Source organism: Nonomuraea sp. NPDC004580 (assembly GCF_040609855.1).
Lineage (GTDB): Bacteria > Actinomycetota > Actinomycetes > Streptosporangiales > Streptosporangiaceae > Nonomuraea > Nonomuraea salmonea.
In genome coordinates, this window is the sequence record NZ_JBEXLH010000018.1 from 25,056 (window position 1) to 45,607 (window position 20,552).

General features: G+C 71.8%; 21 protein-coding genes. 12 read left to right on the plus strand and 9 right to left on the minus strand.

What is annotated here, in order from left to right:
* Positions 1–76 precede the first annotated feature (76 nt).
* The 3 genes from ABZW11_RS20200 to rocD all read left to right on the plus strand — a co-directional run bounded on the left by ABZW11_RS20200 (position 77) and on the right by rocD (position 2,704).
* Entirely contained in the window at positions 77–562 is a 486-nt protein-coding gene (locus ABZW11_RS20200; RefSeq protein WP_345399260.1) for an Lrp/AsnC family transcriptional regulator, read from the plus strand.
* 125 nt (positions 563–687) lie between these two features.
* A complete protein-coding gene (gene ddaH, locus ABZW11_RS20205; RefSeq protein WP_355419148.1) occupies positions 688–1,485 on the plus strand; it encodes a dimethylargininase in 798 nt (265 codons plus the stop codon).
* Between the two features lies 1 nt (position 1,486).
* Complete coding sequence (rocD, locus tag ABZW11_RS20210) at positions 1,487–2,704, plus strand: ornithine--oxo-acid transaminase (protein ID WP_355419150.1); 1,218 nt, start codon at positions 1,487–1,489, stop codon at positions 2,702–2,704.
* A 40-nt stretch (positions 2,705–2,744) separates the two neighbouring features.
* Here rocD and ABZW11_RS20215 read toward each other — a convergent pair whose 3' ends face one another.
* Both ABZW11_RS20215 and ABZW11_RS20220 read right to left on the minus strand, forming a co-directional pair.
* Positions 2,745–3,461, minus strand: a complete 717-nt coding sequence (locus tag ABZW11_RS20215) for a class I SAM-dependent methyltransferase (RefSeq protein ID WP_355419152.1) — start codon at positions 3,459–3,461, stop codon at positions 2,745–2,747.
* Between the two features lie 16 nt (positions 3,462–3,477).
* Positions 3,478–5,028 carry an alkaline phosphatase D family protein gene (locus ABZW11_RS20220; RefSeq protein ID WP_355419154.1) on the minus strand — a complete coding sequence of 517 codons (1,551 nt, stop codon included), beginning with the start codon at positions 5,026–5,028 and terminating at the stop codon, positions 3,478–3,480.
* A gap of 213 nt (positions 5,029–5,241) precedes the next feature.
* Here ABZW11_RS20220 and ABZW11_RS20225 point away from each other — a divergent pair, with 213 nt between their 5' ends.
* Positions 5,242–6,519 carry a Glu/Leu/Phe/Val dehydrogenase gene (locus tag ABZW11_RS20225; RefSeq protein ID WP_355419156.1) on the plus strand — a complete coding sequence of 426 codons (1,278 nt, stop codon included), beginning with the start codon at positions 5,242–5,244 and terminating at the stop codon, positions 6,517–6,519.
* A 75-nt stretch (positions 6,520–6,594) separates the two neighbouring features.
* The gene (locus ABZW11_RS20230; protein ID WP_355419158.1) at positions 6,595–6,798 is read left to right on the plus strand and encodes a hypothetical protein; all 204 of its coding nucleotides are present in this window, start codon (positions 6,595–6,597) and stop codon (positions 6,796–6,798) included.
* A gap of 40 nt (positions 6,799–6,838) precedes the next feature.
* Here the strand turns inward: ABZW11_RS20230 and ABZW11_RS20235 are convergent, their stop codons facing one another.
* Entirely contained in the window at positions 6,839–7,285 is a 447-nt protein-coding gene (locus ABZW11_RS20235) for a MarR family transcriptional regulator (protein ID WP_355419160.1), read from the minus strand.
* 48 nt (positions 7,286–7,333) lie between these two features.
* On the opposite strand from ABZW11_RS20235, the gene ABZW11_RS20240 reads away from it, so the two are divergent.
* From ABZW11_RS20240 to ABZW11_RS20255, 4 genes are read left to right on the plus strand one after another with little or no spacing between them, the layout of a single operon-like run.
* On the plus strand, positions 7,334–8,410 hold the full coding sequence (locus tag ABZW11_RS20240; RefSeq protein ID WP_355419162.1) for a substrate-binding domain-containing protein: 1,077 nt from the start codon (positions 7,334–7,336) through the stop codon (positions 8,408–8,410).
* A gap of 52 nt (positions 8,411–8,462) precedes the next feature.
* Positions 8,463–9,830, plus strand: coding sequence for an APC family permease (locus ABZW11_RS20245; protein WP_355419164.1), 1,368 nt, complete (start codon positions 8,463–8,465; stop codon positions 9,828–9,830).
* The gene (locus ABZW11_RS20250; protein ID WP_355419165.1) at positions 9,827–10,831 is read left to right on the plus strand and encodes an acetamidase/formamidase family protein; all 1,005 of its coding nucleotides are present in this window, start codon (positions 9,827–9,829) and stop codon (positions 10,829–10,831) included. The genes ABZW11_RS20245 and ABZW11_RS20250 overlap by 4 nt, the downstream gene beginning before the upstream one ends.
* A 57-nt stretch (positions 10,832–10,888) precedes the next feature.
* Positions 10,889–11,713 (plus strand): trypsin-like serine protease, encoded by an 825-nt coding sequence (locus tag ABZW11_RS20255; protein WP_355419166.1) that lies wholly within the window; start codon positions 10,889–10,891, stop codon positions 11,711–11,713.
* On the opposite strand, the gene ABZW11_RS20260 is transcribed toward ABZW11_RS20255, so the two are convergent.
* Genes ABZW11_RS20260 through ABZW11_RS20270 form a run of 3 tightly spaced genes read right to left on the minus strand, consistent with a single transcriptional unit; the run spans position 11,710 to position 13,861 of the window.
* Positions 11,710–12,597 (minus strand): Gfo/Idh/MocA family oxidoreductase, encoded by an 888-nt coding sequence (locus ABZW11_RS20260; protein WP_355419168.1) that lies wholly within the window; start codon positions 12,595–12,597, stop codon positions 11,710–11,712. The two genes, ABZW11_RS20255 and ABZW11_RS20260, sit on opposite strands and share 4 nt — an antisense overlap.
* Entirely contained in the window at positions 12,594–13,505 is a 912-nt protein-coding gene (locus ABZW11_RS20265) for an NAD-dependent epimerase/dehydratase family protein (RefSeq protein ID WP_355419170.1), read from the minus strand. The genes ABZW11_RS20260 and ABZW11_RS20265 overlap by 4 nt, the downstream gene beginning before the upstream one ends.
* Positions 13,506–13,507: 2 nt before the next feature.
* Positions 13,508–13,861 (minus strand): YrdB family protein, encoded by a 354-nt coding sequence (locus tag ABZW11_RS20270; protein ID WP_355419172.1) that lies wholly within the window; start codon positions 13,859–13,861, stop codon positions 13,508–13,510.
* A 113-nt stretch (positions 13,862–13,974) separates the two neighbouring features.
* On the opposite strand from ABZW11_RS20270, the gene ABZW11_RS20275 reads away from it, so the two are divergent.
* The 3 genes from ABZW11_RS20275 to ABZW11_RS20285 all read left to right on the plus strand — a co-directional run bounded on the left by ABZW11_RS20275 (position 13,975) and on the right by ABZW11_RS20285 (position 15,989).
* Positions 13,975–14,691 carry a TetR/AcrR family transcriptional regulator gene (locus tag ABZW11_RS20275; RefSeq protein WP_355419174.1) on the plus strand — a complete coding sequence of 239 codons (717 nt, stop codon included), beginning with the start codon at positions 13,975–13,977 and terminating at the stop codon, positions 14,689–14,691.
* A gap of 24 nt (positions 14,692–14,715) precedes the next feature.
* Complete coding sequence (locus ABZW11_RS20280) at positions 14,716–15,039, plus strand: helix-turn-helix transcriptional regulator (RefSeq protein ID WP_345399206.1); 324 nt, start codon at positions 14,716–14,718, stop codon at positions 15,037–15,039.
* A gap of 98 nt (positions 15,040–15,137) precedes the next feature.
* Entirely contained in the window at positions 15,138–15,989 is an 852-nt protein-coding gene (locus tag ABZW11_RS20285; protein ID WP_355419176.1) for a hypothetical protein, read from the plus strand.
* Here ABZW11_RS20285 and ABZW11_RS20290 read toward each other — a convergent pair.
* From ABZW11_RS20290 to ABZW11_RS20300, 3 genes are read right to left on the minus strand one after another with little or no spacing between them, the layout of a single operon-like run.
* On the minus strand, positions 15,970–16,566 hold the full coding sequence (locus ABZW11_RS20290; RefSeq protein ID WP_355419178.1) for a TetR/AcrR family transcriptional regulator: 597 nt from the start codon (positions 16,564–16,566) through the stop codon (positions 15,970–15,972). The two genes, ABZW11_RS20285 and ABZW11_RS20290, sit on opposite strands and share 20 nt — an antisense overlap.
* 10 nt (positions 16,567–16,576) lie before the next feature.
* Positions 16,577–19,030 (minus strand): PEP/pyruvate-binding domain-containing protein, encoded by a 2,454-nt coding sequence (locus ABZW11_RS20295; protein ID WP_355419352.1) that lies wholly within the window; start codon positions 19,028–19,030, stop codon positions 16,577–16,579.
* A 44-nt stretch (positions 19,031–19,074) separates the two neighbouring features.
* A complete protein-coding gene (locus ABZW11_RS20300) occupies positions 19,075–20,451 on the minus strand; it encodes an MDR family MFS transporter (protein WP_355419180.1) in 1,377 nt (458 codons plus the stop codon).
* Positions 20,452–20,552: the final 101 nt, after the last annotated feature.

Below are 20,552 nucleotides of genomic sequence, written 5' to 3' on the forward strand. Positions count from 1 at the left end.
CCATCAACGATCAGCCGGCCCAGTCTCCCGCGCCCCTTCGTCGCGCGCCAGCCTGGCCAGGAGGTATACAGAGCGCGTGGAACTGGACCGGCTCGATCGTGACATCATCGCGGCGCTCGTGGACGACGCCCGCCAGACCTACGCCGAGATCGGCCACCGGGTCGGGCTGAGCGCCTCGGCGGTCAAGCGCAGGGTCGACCGGTTGCGGCAGGCGGGGGCGATCACGGGGTTCAGCGCGCGGGTGGCGCCGCAGGCGCTGGGCTGGACGACGGAGGCGTACGTCGAGCTGTTCTGCCAGGGCAAGACCAAGCCGTCGGACATCGCGCTGGCGGTGGCGAAGTTCCCCGAAGTGGTGGCGGCGGCCACGATCACCGGCGAGGCCGACGCGCTGCTGCACATCAGGGCCACCGACGTGCGGCACGTGGAGCGGGTGATCGAGCGCATCGCGGCGGAGACGTTCGTGGTGCGGACCAAGAGCGCGATCGTGCTATCGCGGCTCATCGACACACCGCCGGGCGCCTCGGTGCCGGAGGCGCGCAACGAATCGCCCTTGATGGGCTGAGACAAGCAACGGATCTGCGCGAACGCGCAATGTCAAGCCCTTGGCCGCCCTAATCGGCGTTCCTAGGCTGTCCTCATCTCCGCATCGTGGAGTTTTCCCTGCTTAGAGAGCCGATGGAGCGCTGCATGCCCAAACACTTCCTCATGTGCCGCCCGGACTATTTCGCGGTCGAGTACGCCATCAACCCGTGGATGCATCCCGAGGCGGGCGCCGACCGTGACATCGCGGTCCGGCAGTGGGAGGGCCTGAAGTCGGCGTACGAGGAGCTCGGGCACGAGGTGAGCCTGATCGAGCCGATCGACGGCCTGCCCGACATGGTCTTCGCCGCGAACGGCGCGCTGGTCGCGGGCGGCCGCGTCTACGGCGCCCGCTTCGCCTACCCGCAGCGCGCCGCGGAGGGGCCCGCCTACCTGCGCTGGTTCGCCGAGCGCGGCTACCCGGTGATGGAGCCGGCGCACGTCAACGAGGGCGAGGGCGACTTCCTCACCCTCGACGAGGTCATCCTGGCCGGCACCGGCTTCCGCACGGACGTGGTGGCCCACCAGGAGGCACAGGAGTACCTCGGCCGCCCCGTCGTCTCGCTGACGCTGGTGGACCCGCGCTTCTACCACCTGGACACGGCGCTGTTCCCGCTCGACGGGCGCAACGTGGCCTACTACCCCGAGGCGTTCTCGCCCGGGAGCCTCGCGGTGCTGCGCCGCATGTTCCCCGACGCGGTGCTCGCGACCGCTCAGGACGCCGAGGTGCTCGGCCTCAACGCGGTCAGCGACGGCACGAACGTGGTCATCAACGCCGAGGCGACCGACCTGCAGTTGGAACTCAAGCGACGCGGGTACGAGGTGATCCCCGTCGACCTGTCGGAGCTGCGCAAGGCGGGTGGCGGCCCCAAGTGCTGCACACTGGAGATCAGGGGGGACAACTGACATGATCACCAGCGCAGAGCTGATCGAGATAAGCGAGCGCCGCAGCGCGCACAACTACCATCCACTGCCCGTCGTCATCCACGAGGCTGACGGCGCGTGGGTCACCGACGTCGAGGGCAGGCGTTACCTCGACTGCCTGTCCGGCTACTCCTCGCTGAACTTCGGCCACCGCCACCCGAAGATCATCGAGGCGGCGCGCGAGCAGCTCGAGCGGCTCACGCTGACCAGCCGCGCCTTCTACCACGACCAGTTCGCGCAGTTCTGCGCCGGGCTCGGCGACCTGACGGGCAAGGACATGGTCCTGCCCATGAACACCGGCGCCGAGGCCGTCGAGACCGCGATCAAGGTGGCCCGCAAGTGGGGTTACGAGGTCAAGGGCGTCGAGCCCGGCCAGGCCAACATCATCGTCATGGACGGCAACTTCCACGGCCGTACGACGACGATCATCAGCTTCTCCACCGACCCCGACGCGCACGACGGCTTCGGCCCGTACACGCCGGGCTTCCGCATCGTCCCGTACGGCTCCGCCGAGGCGGTCCGCGAGGCCATGGACGCGGCGACGGTGGCCGTGCTGGTCGAGCCGATCCAGGGCGAGGCCGGGGTGCTGGTGCCGCCGGACGGCTACCTGACCGAGCTGCGGGAGCTGTGCTCGGCCGAGGGCGTGCTGCTGATCGCCGACGAGATCCAGTCGGGGCTCGGGCGCACCGGCCACACGTTCGCCTGCGACCACGAGGGCGTCGTGCCCGACATCTACGTCATGGGCAAGGCGCTCGGCGGCGGCGTGGTGCCGGTGTCGGCCATCGCGGCCAACCGCGACGTGCTCGGCGTGATCCATCCGGGCCAGCACGGCTCCACGTTCGGCGGCAACCCGCTGGCCTGCGCGGTCGCCAACGCCGTGATCGAGATACTCAACACCGGCGAGTTCCAGGCCAGGGCCGCCAAGCTGGGCGAGCTGATGCTCGGCAGGCTGCGCGAGCTGGTGGGCCACGGCGCGGTGATCGAGGTGCGCGGGCGCGGGCTGTGGGCGGGCGTGGACATCCACCCCGACGTCGGCACCGGGCGCGAGGTGTCGAAGGCGCTGCTGAAGCGCGGCGTGCTGGCCAAGGACACCCACGGCTCCACGATCCGGCTGGCCCCGCCCATCGTGGTCTCGGAGGACGACCTCCACTGGGCGCTCGACCAGCTCGTGGACGCCGTCTACGAGCTCCAGAGCAGGTGACGCGGGGGCCGGAGGCCACGCCTCCGGCCCTCACGCGTGCTCAGGAGGCGCGCCACACCTGCATGCCGTCGGGGGCGTCGTCCTGGACGAAGCCCGCCTCCTTCAGCTCGGCCGCCAGCACCGCGCCCGCCGGCCGGTGGGCGGTGCTCACCACCTCGTCCTCGCTGAGGAGCAGGTCGCCCTGCCTGACCCGGTAGAGGAAGCGCGAGGTGACGCTGTCACCGGTGACGTCGAGCACCTGCCCGGCCACCTCGTACGTGTGCCGCCCCACGGTGTACGTCCCCATGACTCCCGGCTCGGCCTCGGGGCTGGGCAGGTCGCGGTCGCGCCAGTTGAACACCAGCCGCCCGTCCGTCTCGAGTTGCCCGGCCAGCACCCGCCACAGCTCGGGCCGCTCGGCGGCGGTGAAGCTCTGCAGCACCGAGATCATCACGACCGCCTCGGCGGGCTCGTCCACCTTCACCTCCAGCCCGCCGCACGGCAGCACGGTCACCCGGCGCAGCAGCTCGGGGTCGTGGGCCAGCCGGTTGACCAGCACAGAGCGCATGCCGGGCGACGGCTCGACGGCGTAGATCTCACCCGGCGTGGCACGGGCGATGACCTCGGTGATCAGGCCGGTGCCCGCGCCGATCTCGATGACGCCACGCCGCACTCCGGTGAGCAGCGGGGGCAGCCACTCGCGGATCGCCGGCACGTGGCCGTCCTCGTGGAAGAGGTCGTAGAAGGGCACGGCAGGGGCATAGGGATCAGCAAGCATGCGGACGAGCTTAGATTCAGCGCAGCTCGGTGGTGTCGATGGGTGCGACGACCTCGCCGGTGGAGCCGTACCAGGTGACCGTGTTCGGCAGGTCGAGCGTGGCCAGCGCGTTCTGGAACCAGGGGCCCCTGGTGATGCGCCAGCGGAACGGCGGGCGCGGGACGCCGGCCAGGCGCGCCAGCAGGCTGCCGACCAGGGTGGCGATGGAGAACTGGGTGAAGACGTTGGCCCAGCGCAGCATCCGGCTGAGCGGGTTGCGGATGGGCGAGCAGACGAGCTGGAAGACCTGCCCGCGGTCGGCCTTGGCGAGGTAGGAGTAGTGGACGTCGCCCGACAAAATGTAGGCCGGCTTGCCGAGCGCGATGAGCAGCCGGGCGAGGTCCTCGAACGAGCGGCGGAAGGCCGCCCAGTGCTCCAGGTCGATGGCCTGCCTCAACGTCTCCGACCAGCGGCGGACGACCGGGCCCCACTTGCCGTCGGCCAGGGCCTCGTTCCAGTTCTGGACGCCGTGGACGCCTTCGGGCAGCAGGAACGGGATCGACGAGCCGATGATGAGCCGGTCGGCGGGCTTGCGCACCTCCTCCTGCAGCCACGCCCACTCCTCGGCGTCGAGCATGCGCCGGTCGCCGGGGGTGAGCTGCCTGGCGCACCGGGTGTCGACCATGATCAGCCGGGCGGTGCCGAGGTCGCGGGCGTAGCTCCAGCGGTTGCTGCTCGGCTCGGCGTCGGCCTTCTCGGCGAACGCGTCGAGCGCCGCTCCCCCGTCGCCGGCCATCAGCTTGGCCAGCAGCGGGTCCTCGGCGCGCTCGGCCGGTGAGAGGTTGCCGAGGTGCTGGTAGACCCAGTAGGCGCCGAGGCCGGCGACGACCCGGCGCTGCCACCACGGCGTCTTGGCCATCTGCTCGCGCCAAGGCTGGGAGGTGTTCCAGTCGTCGCGCAGGTCGTGGTCGTCGAAAATCATCGCCGTCGGCACGGTGGACAGCAGCCAGCGGATCTCGGTCTCGGTCCACGCCTGGCGGTAGAGCTCGGCGTATTCCTCGAAGTCGGCGATCTCCGCCTGGGGCTCGGTGTCGCTCCTGCGGGAGCGGATGAAGGCCAGCATGTCGGGCGACGGGCTGTCGGCGTAGACCTGGTCGCCGAGGAGCAGCAGCAGGTCGGGCCACTCGTCCTCGCCGGCCTGGGCGAGGTGCTCGCCGTAGGCGCGCAGCACGTCGTCACCGTGGGTGCGCACGTGGAAGGCGTCGTGGGGCACGCTGGTGCGGCACGATCCGAACGCCAGCCGCCGCACCCCCTCGGCGGGCAGCAGCCGGATGCGGCTCGGCGGGCGACCCGCCAGCGGCCATACCTGCTCCCCGTCGCAACTGACCGTGTACGACGCGATATCCTGGGACAACTCAACGAGATCCACGATCGCGTAGTGGTGACCGTGCACGGTGAAGGTAGGCGACCGGTAAGTCCTGCCGTCCGCCTCGACGGCGACCGTGCAGGGTTCGGCGGTCTCCACCCAGATCGAGGCGCTGACGGAGTCGACGTATCTGAGCATCGGCCCCACCACGAGTGCGGTCATGTCACCCCCGATTCGACGTTTCGGCACACTCTGCGCTTGTAAGCCTGCCAGAGTGGCACGACCGCGGCATCTCGATCACCGGCCTGGATTTCATCGACAACTAGGCAAGGTCAAACCACCCGCTCTAGGATGATCGTAACAACAACGCCCAAAAGGAATGGCAATGGCGCCTTTTCCCATAATAGGGCGTACATAACAGGAGGAATTCCTTCCATGAGCATCATGGTGCCGTCAACGACGCCGGCCCTGATCACCCCGGGCCGTCAAGCCCTCGACTCCGCCCTGCACCAGCTCGACCGGGCCGCCGCGCACCTCGGCCTGGACGACGGGCTCCGCACGATGCTGGCCACGCCCCGCCGCTCGCTGACCGTCTCGGTCCCGGTGCGGCGCGAGGACGGCAGCCTGGACGTCGTCCAGGGCTTCCGGGTCCAGCACAACGTCTCGCGCGGGCCCGCCAAGGGCGGCCTCCGCTTTCATCCGGCGACCGACATCCACGAGGTCACCGCACTCGCCATGTGGATGACGTGGAAGTGCGCACTGGTCGGCATCCCGTACGGCGGCGCCAAAGGCGGCGTGGCCGTGGACCCGACCGGGCTCACCACCCGCGAGCTGGAGCGGCTCACCCGCCGCTACGTCAACGAGATCCTGCCGCTGATCGGCCCGGAGAAGGACATCCCGGCCCCCGACGTCGGCACCGACGAGCAGACCATGGCCTGGATCATGGACACCTACAGCGTCAACGCGGGCTACTCGGTGCCAGGGGTGGTCACCGGCAAGCCCATGACGCTGGGCGGCTCGCTCGGCCGCGGCGGCGCGACCTCGCGCGGCGTGCAGATCGCGGCGCTGGCCGCGCTCGGCCGCTCGCCCGAGGGCGTGACCGTGGCCGTGCAGGGCTTCGGCAAGGTGGGCGCGCTCGCCGCCCAATACCTCGCCGACGCCGGTTGCAAGGTCGTGGCGGTCTCCGACATCACCGGCGCCGTCCACGACGGGCGCGGGCTCGACGTCGCCGCGCTGCGCGCGTGGGTCGCCGAGAGCGGCGGTGTGCGCGGGTACGCCCAGGCCGACGCGATGGCCCACGACGACCTGTTCGAGCTGGACGTGGACGTGCTCGTCCCAGCCGCGCTCGAAGGCGTCATCACCGCGGCCAACGCGCCGCGCGTCCGCGCCCGCCTGGTCGTGGAGGGCGCCAACGGGCCCACCACGCCCGAGGCCGACGAGATACTCGCGGCCAACGGCACCACGGTCGTGCCGGACATCCTCGCCAACGCCGGCGGGGTGATCGTGTCGTACCTGGAGTGGGTGCAGAACCTGCAGGCGTGCTCGTGGAGCTCGGGCGAGATCGAGCTCAAGCTGCGCGAGCTGATGCTGAACGCCTTCGACGAGGTGAAGGCGCTGGCCGCCGAGCGCGGGCTGACGCTCAGGCAGGCGGCGCACGTCATCGGCGTGAGCCGGGTGGCCGAGGCGCACCGGATGCGCGGCCTCTACCCGTGAGCGCGCGACTTTAGTAGCAGGAGGCCCGCCCAAGGTTCGATGCCGGGGCGGGCCTCGTGTTGCGAGCCTTGACGCATGAGAGGAATCGTCAACATCGTCGGCGTGATCGCCATCATCCAGGGGCTCGCCGGGTTCGCCGGGCGGATGTGGTTCGACAGCACCTGGGGCTTTCTGCATCGGCTCGTGGACCTGCCGCTGCCGGGCTATCTGGGGGTGGCGGCGGCCGGCGTGGTGGCGATCATCTGGGCCGACTCCGCCAAGAAGCGCGAGGGGAGCTGACCGGCTCGGGCGTTCAGGGCGGGGCCCGCGTCCCGCCTGCTCAGGCTCGCAGCTCGGCGTGGTCGAGGGCGGCGACCAGGCTCTCCAGGTCGCGCATGAGCTGCTCGGTGCGCTCGGCGCCGAACGCCAGCGCGATCAGCCCCTGCTGCTCGGCCACGGCGCCGTCGATGCGGGCCAGCAGCTCGGCCCCCCGCCCTGAGACGAACACCGCCACCCGCCGCCGGTCGCCCTTGGCCGGGCCGCGATAGACCAGCGCCCGGTCGATGAGCCGGTCGACGGCCTTGGTCAGCGTGGGATGCGGCATCAGCACCGCCTCGGCCAGCTCGCCCATCGACTCGCCCCGCCCGTCGGCCAGCGCCCGCATGATGCGCCACTGCTCGACGGTGACCCCCTCGCCGGCAAGCACCGCCGCGAGCCCCCGGTTGACGCTGCGCTCCGCACGGCTCAGCAAGTAGGCGAGTGAGGACCCGAGCCCATGAGTGGTCATCGGAGTGGTCCTTTCGTCGGGGGGTTGTAGAGGAGGATACTCGTCGGCGTGGCGGCGACGGTCGATCCTCTCGAAGCGCGGCTCCTCCCCTCCGACGCGATCAGGATCGCGCTGGTCGTCCCCGTGTCGGGGGTGCTCGGCCTGATGGGGCCCTGCGCGATCAACTGCGCGGTGCTGGCCGCCGAGGAGATCAACGGCAGGGGCGGCATGCTGGGCCGGCCGGTCGAGCTGGTGCTCATCGACGGCGGGCGGCCCGCGCCGCAGGTCGCGGACGAGGTGGCCGGTCTCGTGCGGTCCGGCACGATCTCCGCCGTGGCCGGGGCGCACGCCAGCGACGTGCGGGTGGCGGTGGTGGCGGCGACCGCGGGGCGGGTGCCGTTCGTGTACGCGCCTCCGTACGAGGGCGGCGGCCGCGCGCCAGGCGTCTACTTCCTGGGCGAGACCCCCGACAGGCAGCTCGTCCCCGGCATCGATCGGCTGACCGCCTCCCACGCCCGCCGCTGGTACCTGCTGGGCAACGACTACATCTGGCCGCGCCTGGTGCACGCCAAGGCGCGCGGGCGGCTGCGCGCGGCGGGGGCCACGGTGGTGGGCGAGAGCCTCGTCGCCTACGGACGGGCCGTGCACTGGCTGGACCGGGTGGCCGACGCCCGGCCTGACGCGATCCTGCTGACCTTGATCGGCAGCGACCTGGTGGCCTTCAACCGGGCGTACGCGGCGGCGGGCCTGAGCGCGGTGCGGCTGTGCGGGGCGCTGGAGGAGCACGGCCTGCTGGGCATCGGCGGCGACGTCACGGGCGGCCTGTACGCCTCGATGGGCTACTTCCGCAACCTGCCCACGGAGGCCGGCCAGGGCTTCGCCGAGCGCTACGCGGCCCGGTTCGGCGCGGACGCGCCGCTGCTCAACGCGCACGGCCACGGCTGCTACGAGGCGGTGGCGATGCTGGCGGCGCTGTGCGCGCGGGCCGGCTCGCTGGCGGTGCCCGCGCTCGACGCGGTGGCCGACGGCACCTCGATCACCAGCGCGCGGGGCACGCTGACGCTGCTCGACCACCAGGTGCGCCACCCCGTCCACCTGGGCAGGGCCGACGGCCTTGATTTCTTTCTGGAGAAATCTTTTCAGTAGAAAGCTTTGGCTCTAAGGTGCCAATCGCCCCCTTAGCAGCTAGGAGCCGTACATGAGCACAGTCGAGCAGTTCGGCTACCGCCAGGAACTCCAGCGGTCCCTGGGCTTCGCCGATCTGATGATCTATGGCCTGATCTTCATGGTGCCGATCGCGCCCTTCGGCATCTTCGGCAACGTCTTCTCCATCTCGCACGGGATGGTGGCGCTGGCGTACGTCATCGGGCTCGTGGCGATGGCGTTCACCGCGCTGTCGTACGCGCAGATGGCCAGGGCGTTCCCGATGGCCGGCTCGGTCTACACCTACGCGGGACGCGGCATCGCGGCCCCCGTCGGCTTCTTCGCCGGCTGGGCGATCCTGCTGGACTACGTGCTCGTGCCCTCGCTGCTCTACCTGGTGGCGAGCACGGCGATGAACTCGTTCGTCCCGGTCGTGCCCGTCTGGGCGTGGCTGGTGGCGTTCGTGCTGCTCAACACCGTCGTCAACTACCTGGGCATCCAGATGACGGCCAGGATCACCCGCGTCATGCTGGTCGCCGAGCTGGCCGTGCTGGCGATCTTCCTGGTGGTCGGCGGCGTCGCGCTGGCCCAGGGCAAGGCGCAGGCGGGCGCGCTGACCCCGCTCTTCGACCCCTCCTCCTTCACCTGGACCGTCGTGTTCGCGGCGGCGTCGGTGGCGGTGCTGTCGTTCCTCGGCTTCGACGGCATCTCGACGCTCGCCGAGGAGAACCGCGAGGACGCCCGCAGGCTCGGCCGCTCCATGGTGGCCGCGCTGGCCGTCGCGGCGGTGCTGTTCGTGGTGCAGACGTGGGTGGCCGCGCTGCTCACCCCGAACAGGGAGCAGCTCATCACCGAGGGCGACCTCACCGGCAACGCCTTCTACGACACCGCGGCCTTCGCCGGCGGGCCGTGGCTGTCCGTGCTCACCGCCGTCGCCACCGCCATCGCCTGGGGCTTCGCCAACTCGCTGGTCGCGCAGGCCGCCACCTCGCGGCTGCTGTTCGCGATGGCCCGCGACCGGCAGCTGCCCGCCTTCCTGGCGAAGGTGCATCCCAAGCACCGGGTGCCGGTCAACGCGACGTTCGCGGTGGCCGCCGTGTCGGTCACGCTCGGCGTCTTCATGAGCCTGCGCGACAATGGCATCGGGGAGCTCGCCTCCCTGGTCAACTTCGGTGCGATGAGCGCGTTCCTGCTGCTCCACGTCGCCGTGGTCGTCCACTACATGATCAAGAAGCGCAGCCGGAACATCTGGGCGCACCTCATCGCGCCCGCGATCGGCTTCGCGGTGCTGGTGGCCGTCGTCATCAACCAGAACGTCGCCGCGCAGTGGGTCGGCGGCGTCTGGCTCGCGATCGGCCTGGTCGTCATCGGCGTCTCCTACGTGGTGGGGCGCCGGCCCGAACTTCCCACGGAGGTCAAGTGAACGTCGTCTCCTACCACCCCGCGCCGGAAGAGCTGAGCTACACCTTCGGGGGGCGCACGGCCGTCGGCAAGGTACGGCCGGGCACGATCCTGGAGATCTACACCGAGGACTGCTTCGGCGGCCGGGTGCGTACCGTGGACGACCTGCCGTCCCAGGTGTGCGAGTTCCCCTACCTCAACCCCGTGACAGGCCCCTTCCACGTGGAGGGCGCCGAGCCGGGCGACACGCTGGCGCTGCACTTCATCTCGATCACCCCGGCCAGGGACTGGGCGGTCTCCACCACGTTCCCGCACTTCGGCGCGCTGACCGCGACCCACACCACGGCCATGCTGCACCCTCCGCTGGAGGAGCGGGTCTGGCGCTACGACATCGACCTGGAGCGGAACGTGGCCGTCTACCACGCCCGCACCAGCGACTTCAGCGTGGACCTGCCGCTCGACCCCATGCACGGCACGGTCGGCGTGGCGCCGGGCGCGAACGAGGTCCGCATGTCGATCACCCCCGACGCCCACGGCGGCAACATGGACACCCCCGAGCTGCGCGCGGGCGTCACCGTCTACCTCGGCGTCAACGTGGAGGGCGGGCTGTTCTCCGTCGGCGACGGCCACGGCCTGCAGGGGCACGGCGAGGTGTGCGGCACCGCCGTGGAGTCGGCCATGAACACCGTGATCGCGGTCGAGCTGATCAAGGGCGTCTCCACGCCGTGGCCGCGGCTGGAGGACGACCGGCACCTGATGTCCACCGGCTCGGCCCGGCCGCTGGAGGACGCCTACCGCATCAGCCAGCACGACCTCGTCACCTGGACCTCCGAGCTGACCGGGCTCGACACGCTCGACGCCTACCAGCTCGTCAGCCAGGCCGGGCAGGCGCCGGTCGGGAACGTCTGCGACACCAACTACACGATGGTCGCCAAACTGCCCAAGGCGTACCTCGGCCGGGCCTCCGTCCACGAGGACGTGCACGCCCGGCTGCGGGCCCTGGGTTCCGCGTACACAAGTTAGGGTAAACATTGATGTCGCAGGTCAGGGCACTGATCATCTTCCCCATAGGGTGTGAGGGTGCTCAGGTTGGTGCTGTCCCTCGTCCTGCTCGATCCAGCCGCCGTCACCGAGGTGTCCCAACGCGACGTTCCCGCTTCCAGCGTCCTCACCCCCGACGGTGACCGCCTGGGCTACGCGCCGGTCCCGCGCCCCTACACGGGGGCACGGCGGCTGACGGGGGTGCTGCTCGGCCGCGACCCCGTCGCCAAGACCGACGTGTTGTGCGGGGGGACGGTGATCGGCTCGCGCAGCCGGAGCCTGGTGCTGACGGCGGCGCACTGCCTCTACCGCGGCGGGCGGCTGCTCGAACACCTTGCGTTCCTGCCGGGCTTCGATCGGGGGCGGCCGAAGCTGGGCGTCTGGCCGGTCGTGCGCACGTGGGTGCCGGCCAGGTGGCGCTCGCGGCCGTACTCGCCGGACCTGCTGCCGTACGACGTGGGGCTGGTCGGCGTCGCCCGCCGCAAGCGCCCGCTGGAGGCCGTCACCGGGCGCGGGCTGAAGGCGATGCCCACCGCGCGCGGCACCGAGCTGCGCGGCCTCGAACTGCTCGGCTACCCGGCGGGCAAGGACTACCCGGGCACGGCGCTGTACCGGTGCGTCGGCGACACCGTCGAGGCCGTGCGCAAGGGCCCAGGGCTGATGGTGACCCACAACTGCCACGCCACCGCGGGCGGCAGCGGCGGCCCCGCCCTGTACGGCGGCGCGATCGCGGGCGTGGTGTCCTCATCGAGCCCGCTGCGCGACGCCGAGGGCTACACCGTGCTGGCCCGGCTGGGCGGCAAGGTGTTCGGCCGCATGTTCGCCAAGGCCGACGAGACGATGCTCGCGCGCCCCACTGACTAGCCGGCGTGTTCGACGATCCGCTCGCAGAGGGCGTGGGTGGCCAGCGCGTCGCCCGCGTCGATGCGGCGCTCCTCGCGTACGGCGGCCAGGAACTCCAGGCAGATCTGCTCGATGCCGCGCTGCCTGGCCACCGGCACCCAGTCGGGCCTGCGGACGAGCCGCTCGCCGCCCTCGTAGTCGATCACGTCGCCCAGGTTGACCACCCGCCGCTTGGTGCCGTCGCCCATGACCTCGCAGGTCTCCTCGCCGGCGCCGCTCATCCTGTTCATGACGCCGATGGCGGTGAAGCCGTCGCCGGACAGCTCGAGCACGATGTGCTCGATGAGCCCGTCGTGGACGCGGGTCCTGATCGTGGTGTCGGTGACCTGGCCGGGCGCGAGGAACCTGAGCGTGTCGGCCACGTGGATGAAGTCGTCGAAGATCGCCCGGCGCGGCGTGTCGGGATGGTTGAGCCGGTTCTTCTCCATCAGCACCAGGCGGCGCGGGTGGGCGACCAGCTCGGCGTAGCCGGGGGCGTATCGCCGGTTGAAGCCCACCATGAGCGACCTGTCCTCGTCCCTGGCCAGCCGGACCAGGCGCTCCGCGTCGGCCAGCGTGTAGGCGATGGGCTTGTCCACGTAGACGTGGACACCGGCGGCGAGCAGCGGCTCGACGATCTCCGGGTGCGCCTCGGTGGCCGCGTGCACGAACGCCGCCCGCACCCCCGCCTTGATCACCTCGTCCACGCCGGTGTAGCGGGCGGCGATGCGGTAGGCGTCGCCGAGCCGGTCGAGGCGGGCCTGGTTGCGGGTGCACAGGTGCAGGTCGAGTGCGGGCTGAGCGGCGAGCACGGGCAGGTAGGCCTTCTCCGCGATGTCGCCCAGCCCGATCATGGCAATCTTCACGCGTCGAGCGTAGCCTTGAGCGCCTCGTCGATCGGGGTAGGCGCGACGCCGAACGCCCGCTGGAAGGCCGACGAGTCCATCACGAACGGCTTCGTGAACTGGTAGCGGACGTGCGCCAGCTCGCCGATCATGTACGAGAACGGCCCCGCCGCCCTGATCACCGGCCAGGGGATCTGGAACATGCGCGGCGCGGGCCGGCCCAGCAGCGCGGCCATGCGCTCGCCCACTTGCCGGAAGGTCAGCGGCTCCCCGCTCGGCACGTGCCAGGGGCGGCCCCAGGCCCGCTCGTCCGTGCCGGCCGTGATCAGCGCCTCCGCCACGTCCGGCAGGTACGACCACGTGTGCGGCACGTCGGCCGGCCACACCAGCGGGATCGTCTTGCCCGCGCGCAGCGGCTTGAGGAACCGGTCGCCCAGGTAGGACTGGTCGGTGGCGCCGGGCCCGAAGAAGTCGGAGGCGCGGACCTCGGTGGCCCTGATGCGGCCCGCCTCGTGCGCGGCCAGCGCGTCCTGCCACATCTTGGTCCGCACCCGGAACTTGGGGTCGGTGGAGGCGAGCGGCAGGTCCTCGGTCATGGGGCCGGTGACGGGACCGTACGGGTAGAGGTTGCCGAGCAGCACGTAGACGGCGCCGGTGGCCTCGGCGGCGGCCAGGAACGCGGCGGCCATCGGCGGCCAGTCGACCGGCCAGCGGTCATAGCGGGGGTTGACGCAGTTGTAGAGGACGTCGGCGCCCTCGGTGAGCTCGGTGAGCCTGGCCTTGCCGGCCACGTCGGCGGCCACCTTGACCGCCCCGTCGGGGCCGCGGCCCGAGCGGGTCACGACCACGACCTCGTGGCCGCGTGAGAGGAGCTTCCTCGCCAGGTGCGTACCGACCTGGCCGGAGCCCACGACGACGTGCTTGCCCATGATCAGACCTCGTTCCAGATGAGGCGGAGAACCGCGTTGACGATGAAGAGCGCGAAGAAGACGAACGCAGGAGTGACCAGGCCCGAGGCGTGGAGCGCCAGGGCGCCGCCGCCGAACCAGAGGATCTCCAGTGCGGCGCGGGCCAGGCCGGTCAGCGGATAGACGGCGTTCTCGCCGCCGCCCGCCCCGAACAGCGCCCACGCGGCGATGAACAGCGCCGGACCGCCGAGCCCGGCCAGGAGCTTCACGCCCCAGTCAGGGCTCAGGGTGAAGCCCCAGTAACCGGCGGAGAACAGCACCCCCAGCTCCAGGAGGAACATCAGGAGCATGTTGGCGTTCTTGGCGAGGGGCAACATCGGGGGCCTCCTGGGGCGGCGTTCTCTTACGAGAGCAATGCTCTCTCAATAGAGCGCTTATCGTCAAGAGCGGTGCTCTCGATTTTTGGCACCGCTCTGATAATCTGCTCGGCATGACCGCCAGCCGCACCGCAAGAGAACGCGTCAGGGCCGAGCTCACCAGGGAGATCACCGACATCGCACGGCGCAGGCTCGCCACCGAGGGAGCCGGCGGCCTGTCCCTGCGGGCCGTCGCCCGCGAGATGGGCATGGTGTCGTCGGCCATCTACCGCTATTTCCCGAGCCGCGACGATCTGCTCACCGCGCTGATCATCGACGGCTACAACGCGCTCGGCGAGGCCGTCGAGACCGGCGAGGCCGAGGTGGCCCGTGACGACCACCTCGGCCGATGGCTGGCGGTCTGCCGCGCCGTCCGCGGCTGGGCCCTGGCCCATCCCCATGAGTTCGCGCTCATCTACGGCTCCCCCGTGCCCGGCTACCAGGCGCCGCAGGCCACGATCGAGGCCCGCGTGCGCGACGTCGTCGTGCTGGGCCGCCTCGTGTCCGACGCCTGGCGGGCCGGCGCGATCCGGCCGCCCTCCGGCGGGGCGCCGCAGGAATCGGCGGGTGAATCGGCGGGTGAATTGGCGGGGGACGCCGCGACCATCCGGGAGCTGATGCCCGAGGTGCCCGACGACGTGGTCTGGCGCGCCGTCACCGCGTGGAGCACCTTGTACGGCTGGGTCACGTTCGAGGTGTTCGGCCAGTTCGACAACACCATCGAGCACCGGGAGCCCGCCTTCGAGCACACCATGCGGCTGACGGCGGGCACCTTGGGGCTTGCTCAGTGAGACTTACTAAGTTTTACTGAATAGATGGCTCGCAGGACACAGGAGCTCGGCCGCTTCACGGACGTGGCGCTGCTGGTGCTCATCAGCCTCGCGGAGGGGCAGAAACACGGCTACCGGATGATCGGCGACATCGAGGAGTTCTCCGGCACCTCACTGGAGCCGGGCACGCTCTACGGCGCGCTGATGCGGCTGGAGGAGCGCGGCTGGATCGAGCCGGTCGCCTCGGCCGAGCGGCGCAAGCCGTACCGGATCACGCCAGGCGGCCGGGCCGCGCTCGGCGAGCAGCTCGCCACGCTGCGCCGCATCGAACGGGCCGGCAGCACGCGCGTGGCTCTGGGGCCGGCATGACTCCTGCCCGCCCGCGTCCCCCGAGGCGGGGACGCTCCTCTTCAACGAACACGACCGGCGGAGGCGGCGTTCCTCCGCGCGGGGAAACGGGGGCCGGTGTGCTGCGGTGGCTGGCTGAGGCGGTGCTGCGTCTCTATCCGAAGGCGTGGCGGGAGCGGTACGGCGACGAGGTGGGCGACCTGGTCGCCGCCCGGCCGGTACGCCCGCGCACGGTGGCGGATCTGCTGGCCGGGGCGGCCGACGCCTGGCTGCACCGCCGGCGCATCCCCGGCGCGGGCCCGTTGCGTGTGCCGCTCGCGATGTCGCTGGTCACGGGCGGCTTCCTGCTGTGGTTCCTGTGGCGGCCCGGCCTCGGCGACCTGCCCGGCGTGTGGGCGCGGGCGGAGGCCGCCGGCCCCATCGCCGAGCAGCTGCGCGGCACGGCGACGTCGCTCTTCTTCGCGGCGGGCGTGACGGCGCTGCTGTCGCTCTGGCAGCTCGGCTCCGCCGTCCGCGTCCACTCCTCCCACGATCAGGCGGCCAGGACCACCGCGCGGCGGATGCTGCGGACGGCGGGCCTGCTGGCCGTCCCCGCCGCACCGGTGGTCGTCCTCCTGCTCGGACAGCCTGCCGGGCCGCTGGGGACGGCGATGACGGGCGGGTTCTTCGTGCCGATCCTCATGGCGCTGGTGCTGCCGCTGCCGCTGATCGCCTCGGCCGCTCCGGCGTTCGGGCCCGCCGTGCTCGCCGCAGGGCGCTCCCTTGCCGTCGCCGCGCTGATGAACGGCCTCGCCTGGCTCGCCGTGGCCGTGCTGCTCGTGCTGGGCCAGGCGGCACCGGCGTTCGTGACGCCGGTGGCCGCGGGCGCGCTGATCGGCGTCTCCATGACCGCTCTGGTGGCGGGCCGTACGCTCGCCAGGGGCAGGACGGGCGCCGTGGACGTCCCCTCGCTCAGCGGGACGACGGTTTGAGCAGGGGGACGAGCACCTCGTCCACGATCTGCACCACGAGGCCGTCGGGGAACGGCAGGCCCTCGAACAGGAAGTGGTGGCGCAGCAGGGCGTGACCGGCGTCGATGCGGCGCGGCGTGACGTCGGACGGGTCCACCTCGCCGCGCTCGATCGCCCGCTGCACCACCTCCTCCATCAGCCGCCGGCCCCTCCCCTGCGTGTTGCGCCGCATCGAGCCCAGCGGCGACTCGCCGCGCAGCGCCTCGCCGAGCAGCCCGCGCATCGCCTCGCCCGCCGGGCCCGACAGGGCGTTGGAGGTGGTGGTCAGCAGCGCCACCAGGTCGTCGCGCAGGTTGCCCGTGTCGGGCGCGGAACCGGGCGACGGCAGCGACCGGTAGACCGCCTCCATCACCAGCTCGATGCGGCTGGGCCAGCGCCGGTACAGCGAGGCCTTGCTGGCCTTCGCCCGCTCCGCGACCCCCTCCATGGTCAGCCCGGCGTAACCGACCTCGGACAGCTCGTCGAGCGTGGCCTGGAAGATCGCGGCGCTCAGGGCCTCGCCCCTGCGGCGCGGCTGTTTGCGGTGGTCGGTCACCATGGCAGGCATTCTAGGGAGCTGCCGTGACGGTGCCGGTGTCACCGTTGACGGTGACCAGCAGGCCGTTCTCCAGCACCGACGTGCCGCGTCCCGTGCCCATGACGGCCGGGATGCCGTACTCCCTGGCGACGATGGCGGCGTGCGAGGCGGCGCCGCCGGTGTCCACGACGACCGCCGCCGCCCGCTGGAACAGCGGCGTCCACGACGGGTTCGTGTACGGGCAGACCAGCACGTCGCCGGGCTCCAGCCGGCCGAACTCGGCGACGTTCGCGATCACCTTCACCGGTCCCGTGGCGGTGCCGCCGCCCGCCGCCGCCCCGGTCAGCAGCGCGGGGCCCGGGTCGGTGACGGGGTGGACGGCCGCCGGGTCGATGAGCCGGACGCCGGACAGCTCCTCCCGCTTGGCCGCCCGCCGCCTGGCCACGTCGCGCAGCCGGGCGGCGGCCGGGTCGTCGGTGCCGCGCAGCGACTCCAGCTCCTCCAGCCGCAGGTGGAAGACGTCATCGGGGCGGTCGAGCAGGCGCGCTTGCGCCAGTCTGCGGCCCATCTCCACCAGCGCCCTGCGCATGACCGGCGCCGGCATCATGAACGAGAAGTGGCTGTCCTCGCGGAAGACCATGCCCGCGCGGGCCGCCGCCGCCCGGCGGGCCAGCCACCGGGGTCTCACGGGTGGCCCCGCCTGCTCCTTCCGTTCCTTGGGCGGCGCCGCCGCCAGCACCCGCACCAGGTCGAGCACCACCTCGGGGGCGTCGGCCCAGGTGGGCGGGGTGATGAGGATGGGGCTCGCGGTCTCCCGGTGGCCGTACTCGGCCATGAAGTCCGCCAGCTCCGCGGCGAACTCCGGGCCGAACTCCGGGCCGGAGTCCGGGCCGAACTCCGCGGGCGGGCGCTCCGCCTCCAGCGCCCCCGTACGGCGGGCCGTCTCGGCCAGGCGCTCCAGCGCGCGGTTGGCATCGGAGGTGCGGGTGGGCGCGCCGAGCAGCAGCTCGCCGAACAACTTCCTGCGGCCGAGCAGCGTCAGCCCCAGCATCAGCCGCAGCAGCGCGAGCCCGACGCCAGGCAGGTAGTCGATCCGCAGGTCGGCCACCGGTCCCACCAGGTCCATCGCCTGCCTGGGCACCCGCCGCAGCTCCTCCCACGGCAGCTCCCCGAGGTCGAGGGCGCGCAGCTTCTCGACGTCCTTCATGTACGCCTGGAAGCGGGAGTCCTCGGTCCAGCGGGCGGGATCGTACCTCCTGGCCTTGCGCAGCGCGCGAAACGGCGCCGTCAGCACCTTCCGCTCGAAGCTCGGCTTGACGGGAACGATCCGGTAGACGACGCCGTCCTCCTCCTTGAGTGCCTCGTGGATGAGGTTGCGGACGCCGTACGCGGCGAACACCTTGCTCATCTGCCCCGCCGGACCGTTGGGCAGCCAGGAGGACATGTCCATCGGGTACGGCCGCTCGGGCAGGTACTCCATGAGGATTTCCGCCGTCTTGCGCTGCATCCCGTCGAGCGGCCCCACCGGAGGCGGCGGCAGCGCGGTCATGGGCCGGGCCTGGAGCAGGTGCAGCCGCCCCGCCACGTGAGCCCACTCGATGTCCTGCGGCCGCCCGAACACCTCGGCCACCCGCCCCCCGAGCGTGGCCAGCTCCCGCTGCACCTCATCGGACAGCGACCCAGGGGTGCCCGGAACCGGCCCCCGCTCGGCCCCGGCACCCGGCCCACCACCCGGCCCACCGCCCAGCCCACCGCGCAGCCCGCCGCCCTGCCCGCCGCCCTGCCCGCCGGCCCGCGCCTCCGCCTGCGCGCCGGCGGCGCTTTCCGGGGGTTCCGCCGGGCTCTCGTGGACGACGCCGCCGCCTTCCGCGCTGCGCACCACGACCTCGCCGCGGCCCGGCCTGAAGTCCACGACCTCGCCCGACGGCCGGAGCACGTAGTGGTCAGGGGTGACCAGCCCCGACACGACCGCCTCCCCCAGCCCCCGGCCCGCGTCGACGACGAGTTGCGTGCGGTCGCCGGTGACCGGGTTCGCGGTGAACATCACCCCGGCCGTCTCCGCCTCCACCATGCGCTGCACGACGACCGCGATCCGCACCTCGGAGTCGTCCAGGCGCAGGCGGGCCCGGTAGGCGACGGCGCGGTCGGTCCAGAGGGAGGCCCAGCAGCGGCGTACCGCGTCGAGCAGCGCCTGCTCCCCGGCCACGTTGAGGAAGGTGTCCTGCTGACCGGCGAACGCCGCACCCGGCAGGTCCTCGGCGGTCGCGCTCGACCGCACGGCCACCGGCCCGCCGCCGAGCCGCGCGTACGCATCGGTGATGGCCTCCCGCAGCTCGCCGGGGGGTTCGACGGTCTCGAAGTGCTCGCGGGTCTCACGGCCGCGGGCGACCAGCTCGTACGCGTGCGTCGTGATCACGAACCCGTCGGGCACCGGAAGGCCGTGCCTGACGAGTTCGCCCAGGTTGGCGCCCTTGCCCCCGGCCATGGCCAGGTCGGCGCGACCGAAGGCGTTCAGGGGTGCGACCAGCTTCACGGTCTCTCCTCGACGTAGGCGGTGGTGCGGAGCGGGCGCGCCGGCAGGGCCAGGGCCAGGAAGAACGCGACGACGAGCAGCGGCGCCATGGCCGCGAACACCGGCGGCACCGCGGCGGCGAACGTCTCGCGCATCCCTTCCGGCAGCGTGGCCGGGTTGCTCCCCGAGATGCCCGACCGCAGCGTGATCAGGGCGCCGACCAGCGCGACCCCGGCGGAGGCGCCGATCTGGCGCAGGAACGTGACCGACGAGGTGGCGGTGCCCAGGTCCTCGTAGGGGACGGCGTTCTGGGCGGCCGTCACCATCACCTGCATGACGAGCCCCACCCCCAGCCCGGTCAGCGCCATCGCCGCCACGAGCCCGGCCGGTGAGGCGCCGGCCAGCCCGATGAGCCCGAGCCCGGCCGCGGCGACGATCGTGCCCGCGACGGGGTAGGGCTTGTAGACGCCGGTCCTGGTGATGAGGCGGCCGGAGACGATGGTGGTGAGCAGCACGCCGGCCATGAGGGCGGTCACCATCAGCCCGGCGCGGGTGGCGCTGGTGTGCAGCGCGATCTGCGCGTACGCGGGTAGGTACGCCGTCGCGCCGAACAACGCGAACCCGACGACGAAGCTGATCGCCACCGGCACCGCGAACGCCCGGTCCCTGAACAGCCGCAGCGGCAGGATCGGGTCGGTCGCGTAGCGGGCGCTGAGCAGCCAGCCGGCCACGCCGGCCGCCGCCAGCCCCAGGTAGGCGGGGTTGCCGCTCTCCCCCAGCAGGACGACGCCCACGACGGCCACGCCCAGCGTGACGGCCCCCGCCACGTCGAGCGGCGCCCGGCCGACGGGCCTCGGCAGCTTCAGCGTGGCGGTCAGCACGATCAGCGCGAGCAGCCCCAGGGGCGGGTAGATGACGAAGATCCACCGCCAGCTCAGCTGGTCGATGAAGAACCCGCCGATCAGCGGGCCGCCCACGGCCGCCACCACGTACGCGGCCCCGATGAGCCCCAGGTAGCGCCCCCGCTCGCGCGGGCTCACCACCTCCCCGATGATCGCCTGCGCCCCGATCATCAACCCACCGCCGCCGATGCCCTGAACCGCCCGGAAGGCGATGAACTGCGGCATCGACGTGGCCAGCGCACACAGCACCGCACCGGCGACGAAGATCACGATGGCCGCCTGCATGACCGGCTTGCGCCCGTACCGATCGCCGAGCTTCCCGTAGACCGGCATGACGACGGTCGCGGCCACCAGGTAAGCGCTGACGACGGCCGACATCTGATCGAGCCCGCCCAGCCCGGCCGCCACGGCGGGCAACGCCGGCGCCATGATCGTCTGATCGAGCGCGCCGAGCAGCATGCACAGCATCAGCCCCGACAGCACGAGCCCCATGGCCGCTCCTTTAGAGAACGTCTCGTTCTCTACTGAGCATAGAATCCACCCTAAAGAAACGCAACGTTCACTATCCGGTCATTTCCCGGGCAGGAAAAAGC

Excerpts from the sequence above, each read along its gene's own strand:
- ABZW11_RS20230 (WP_355419158.1), top strand. The coding sequence starts at position 6,595 with ATGAGAGGAATCGTCAACATCGTCGGCGTGATCGCCATCATCCAGGGG.
- ABZW11_RS20300 (WP_355419180.1), bottom strand. The coding sequence starts at position 20,451 with ATGGGGCTCGTGCTGTCGGGGCTGATGCTGTGCATGCTGCTCGGCGCG.
- ABZW11_RS20270 (WP_355419172.1), bottom strand. The coding sequence starts at position 13,861 with ATGTTGCCCCTCGCCAAGAACGCCAACATGCTCCTGATGTTCCTCCTG.
- rocD (WP_355419150.1), top strand. The coding sequence starts at position 1,487 with ATGATCACCAGCGCAGAGCTGATCGAGATAAGCGAGCGCCGCAGCGCG.
- ABZW11_RS20220 (WP_355419154.1), bottom strand. The coding sequence starts at position 5,028 with ATGACCGCACTCGTGGTGGGGCCGATGCTCAGATACGTCGACTCCGTC.
- ABZW11_RS20280 (WP_345399206.1), top strand. The coding sequence starts at position 14,716 with ATGGCTCGCAGGACACAGGAGCTCGGCCGCTTCACGGACGTGGCGCTG.
- ABZW11_RS20225 (WP_355419156.1), top strand. The coding sequence starts at position 5,242 with ATGAGCATCATGGTGCCGTCAACGACGCCGGCCCTGATCACCCCGGGC.
- ABZW11_RS20235 (WP_355419160.1), bottom strand. The coding sequence starts at position 7,285 with ATGACCACTCATGGGCTCGGGTCCTCACTCGCCTACTTGCTGAGCCGT.
- ABZW11_RS20215 (WP_355419152.1), bottom strand. The coding sequence starts at position 3,461 with ATGCTTGCTGATCCCTATGCCCCTGCCGTGCCCTTCTACGACCTCTTC.
- ABZW11_RS20265 (WP_355419170.1), bottom strand. The coding sequence starts at position 13,505 with ATGGGCAAGCACGTCGTCGTGGGCTCCGGCCAGGTCGGTACGCACCTG.
- ABZW11_RS20290 (WP_355419178.1), bottom strand. The coding sequence starts at position 16,566 with ATGGTGACCGACCACCGCAAACAGCCGCGCCGCAGGGGCGAGGCCCTG.
- ABZW11_RS20275 (WP_355419174.1), top strand. The coding sequence starts at position 13,975 with ATGACCGCCAGCCGCACCGCAAGAGAACGCGTCAGGGCCGAGCTCACC.
- ABZW11_RS20295 (WP_355419352.1), bottom strand. The coding sequence starts at position 19,030 with ATGGCCGGGGGCAAGGGCGCCAACCTGGGCGAACTCGTCAGGCACGGC.
- ddaH (WP_355419148.1), top strand. The coding sequence starts at position 688 with ATGCCCAAACACTTCCTCATGTGCCGCCCGGACTATTTCGCGGTCGAG.
- ABZW11_RS20245 (WP_355419164.1), top strand. The coding sequence starts at position 8,463 with ATGAGCACAGTCGAGCAGTTCGGCTACCGCCAGGAACTCCAGCGGTCC.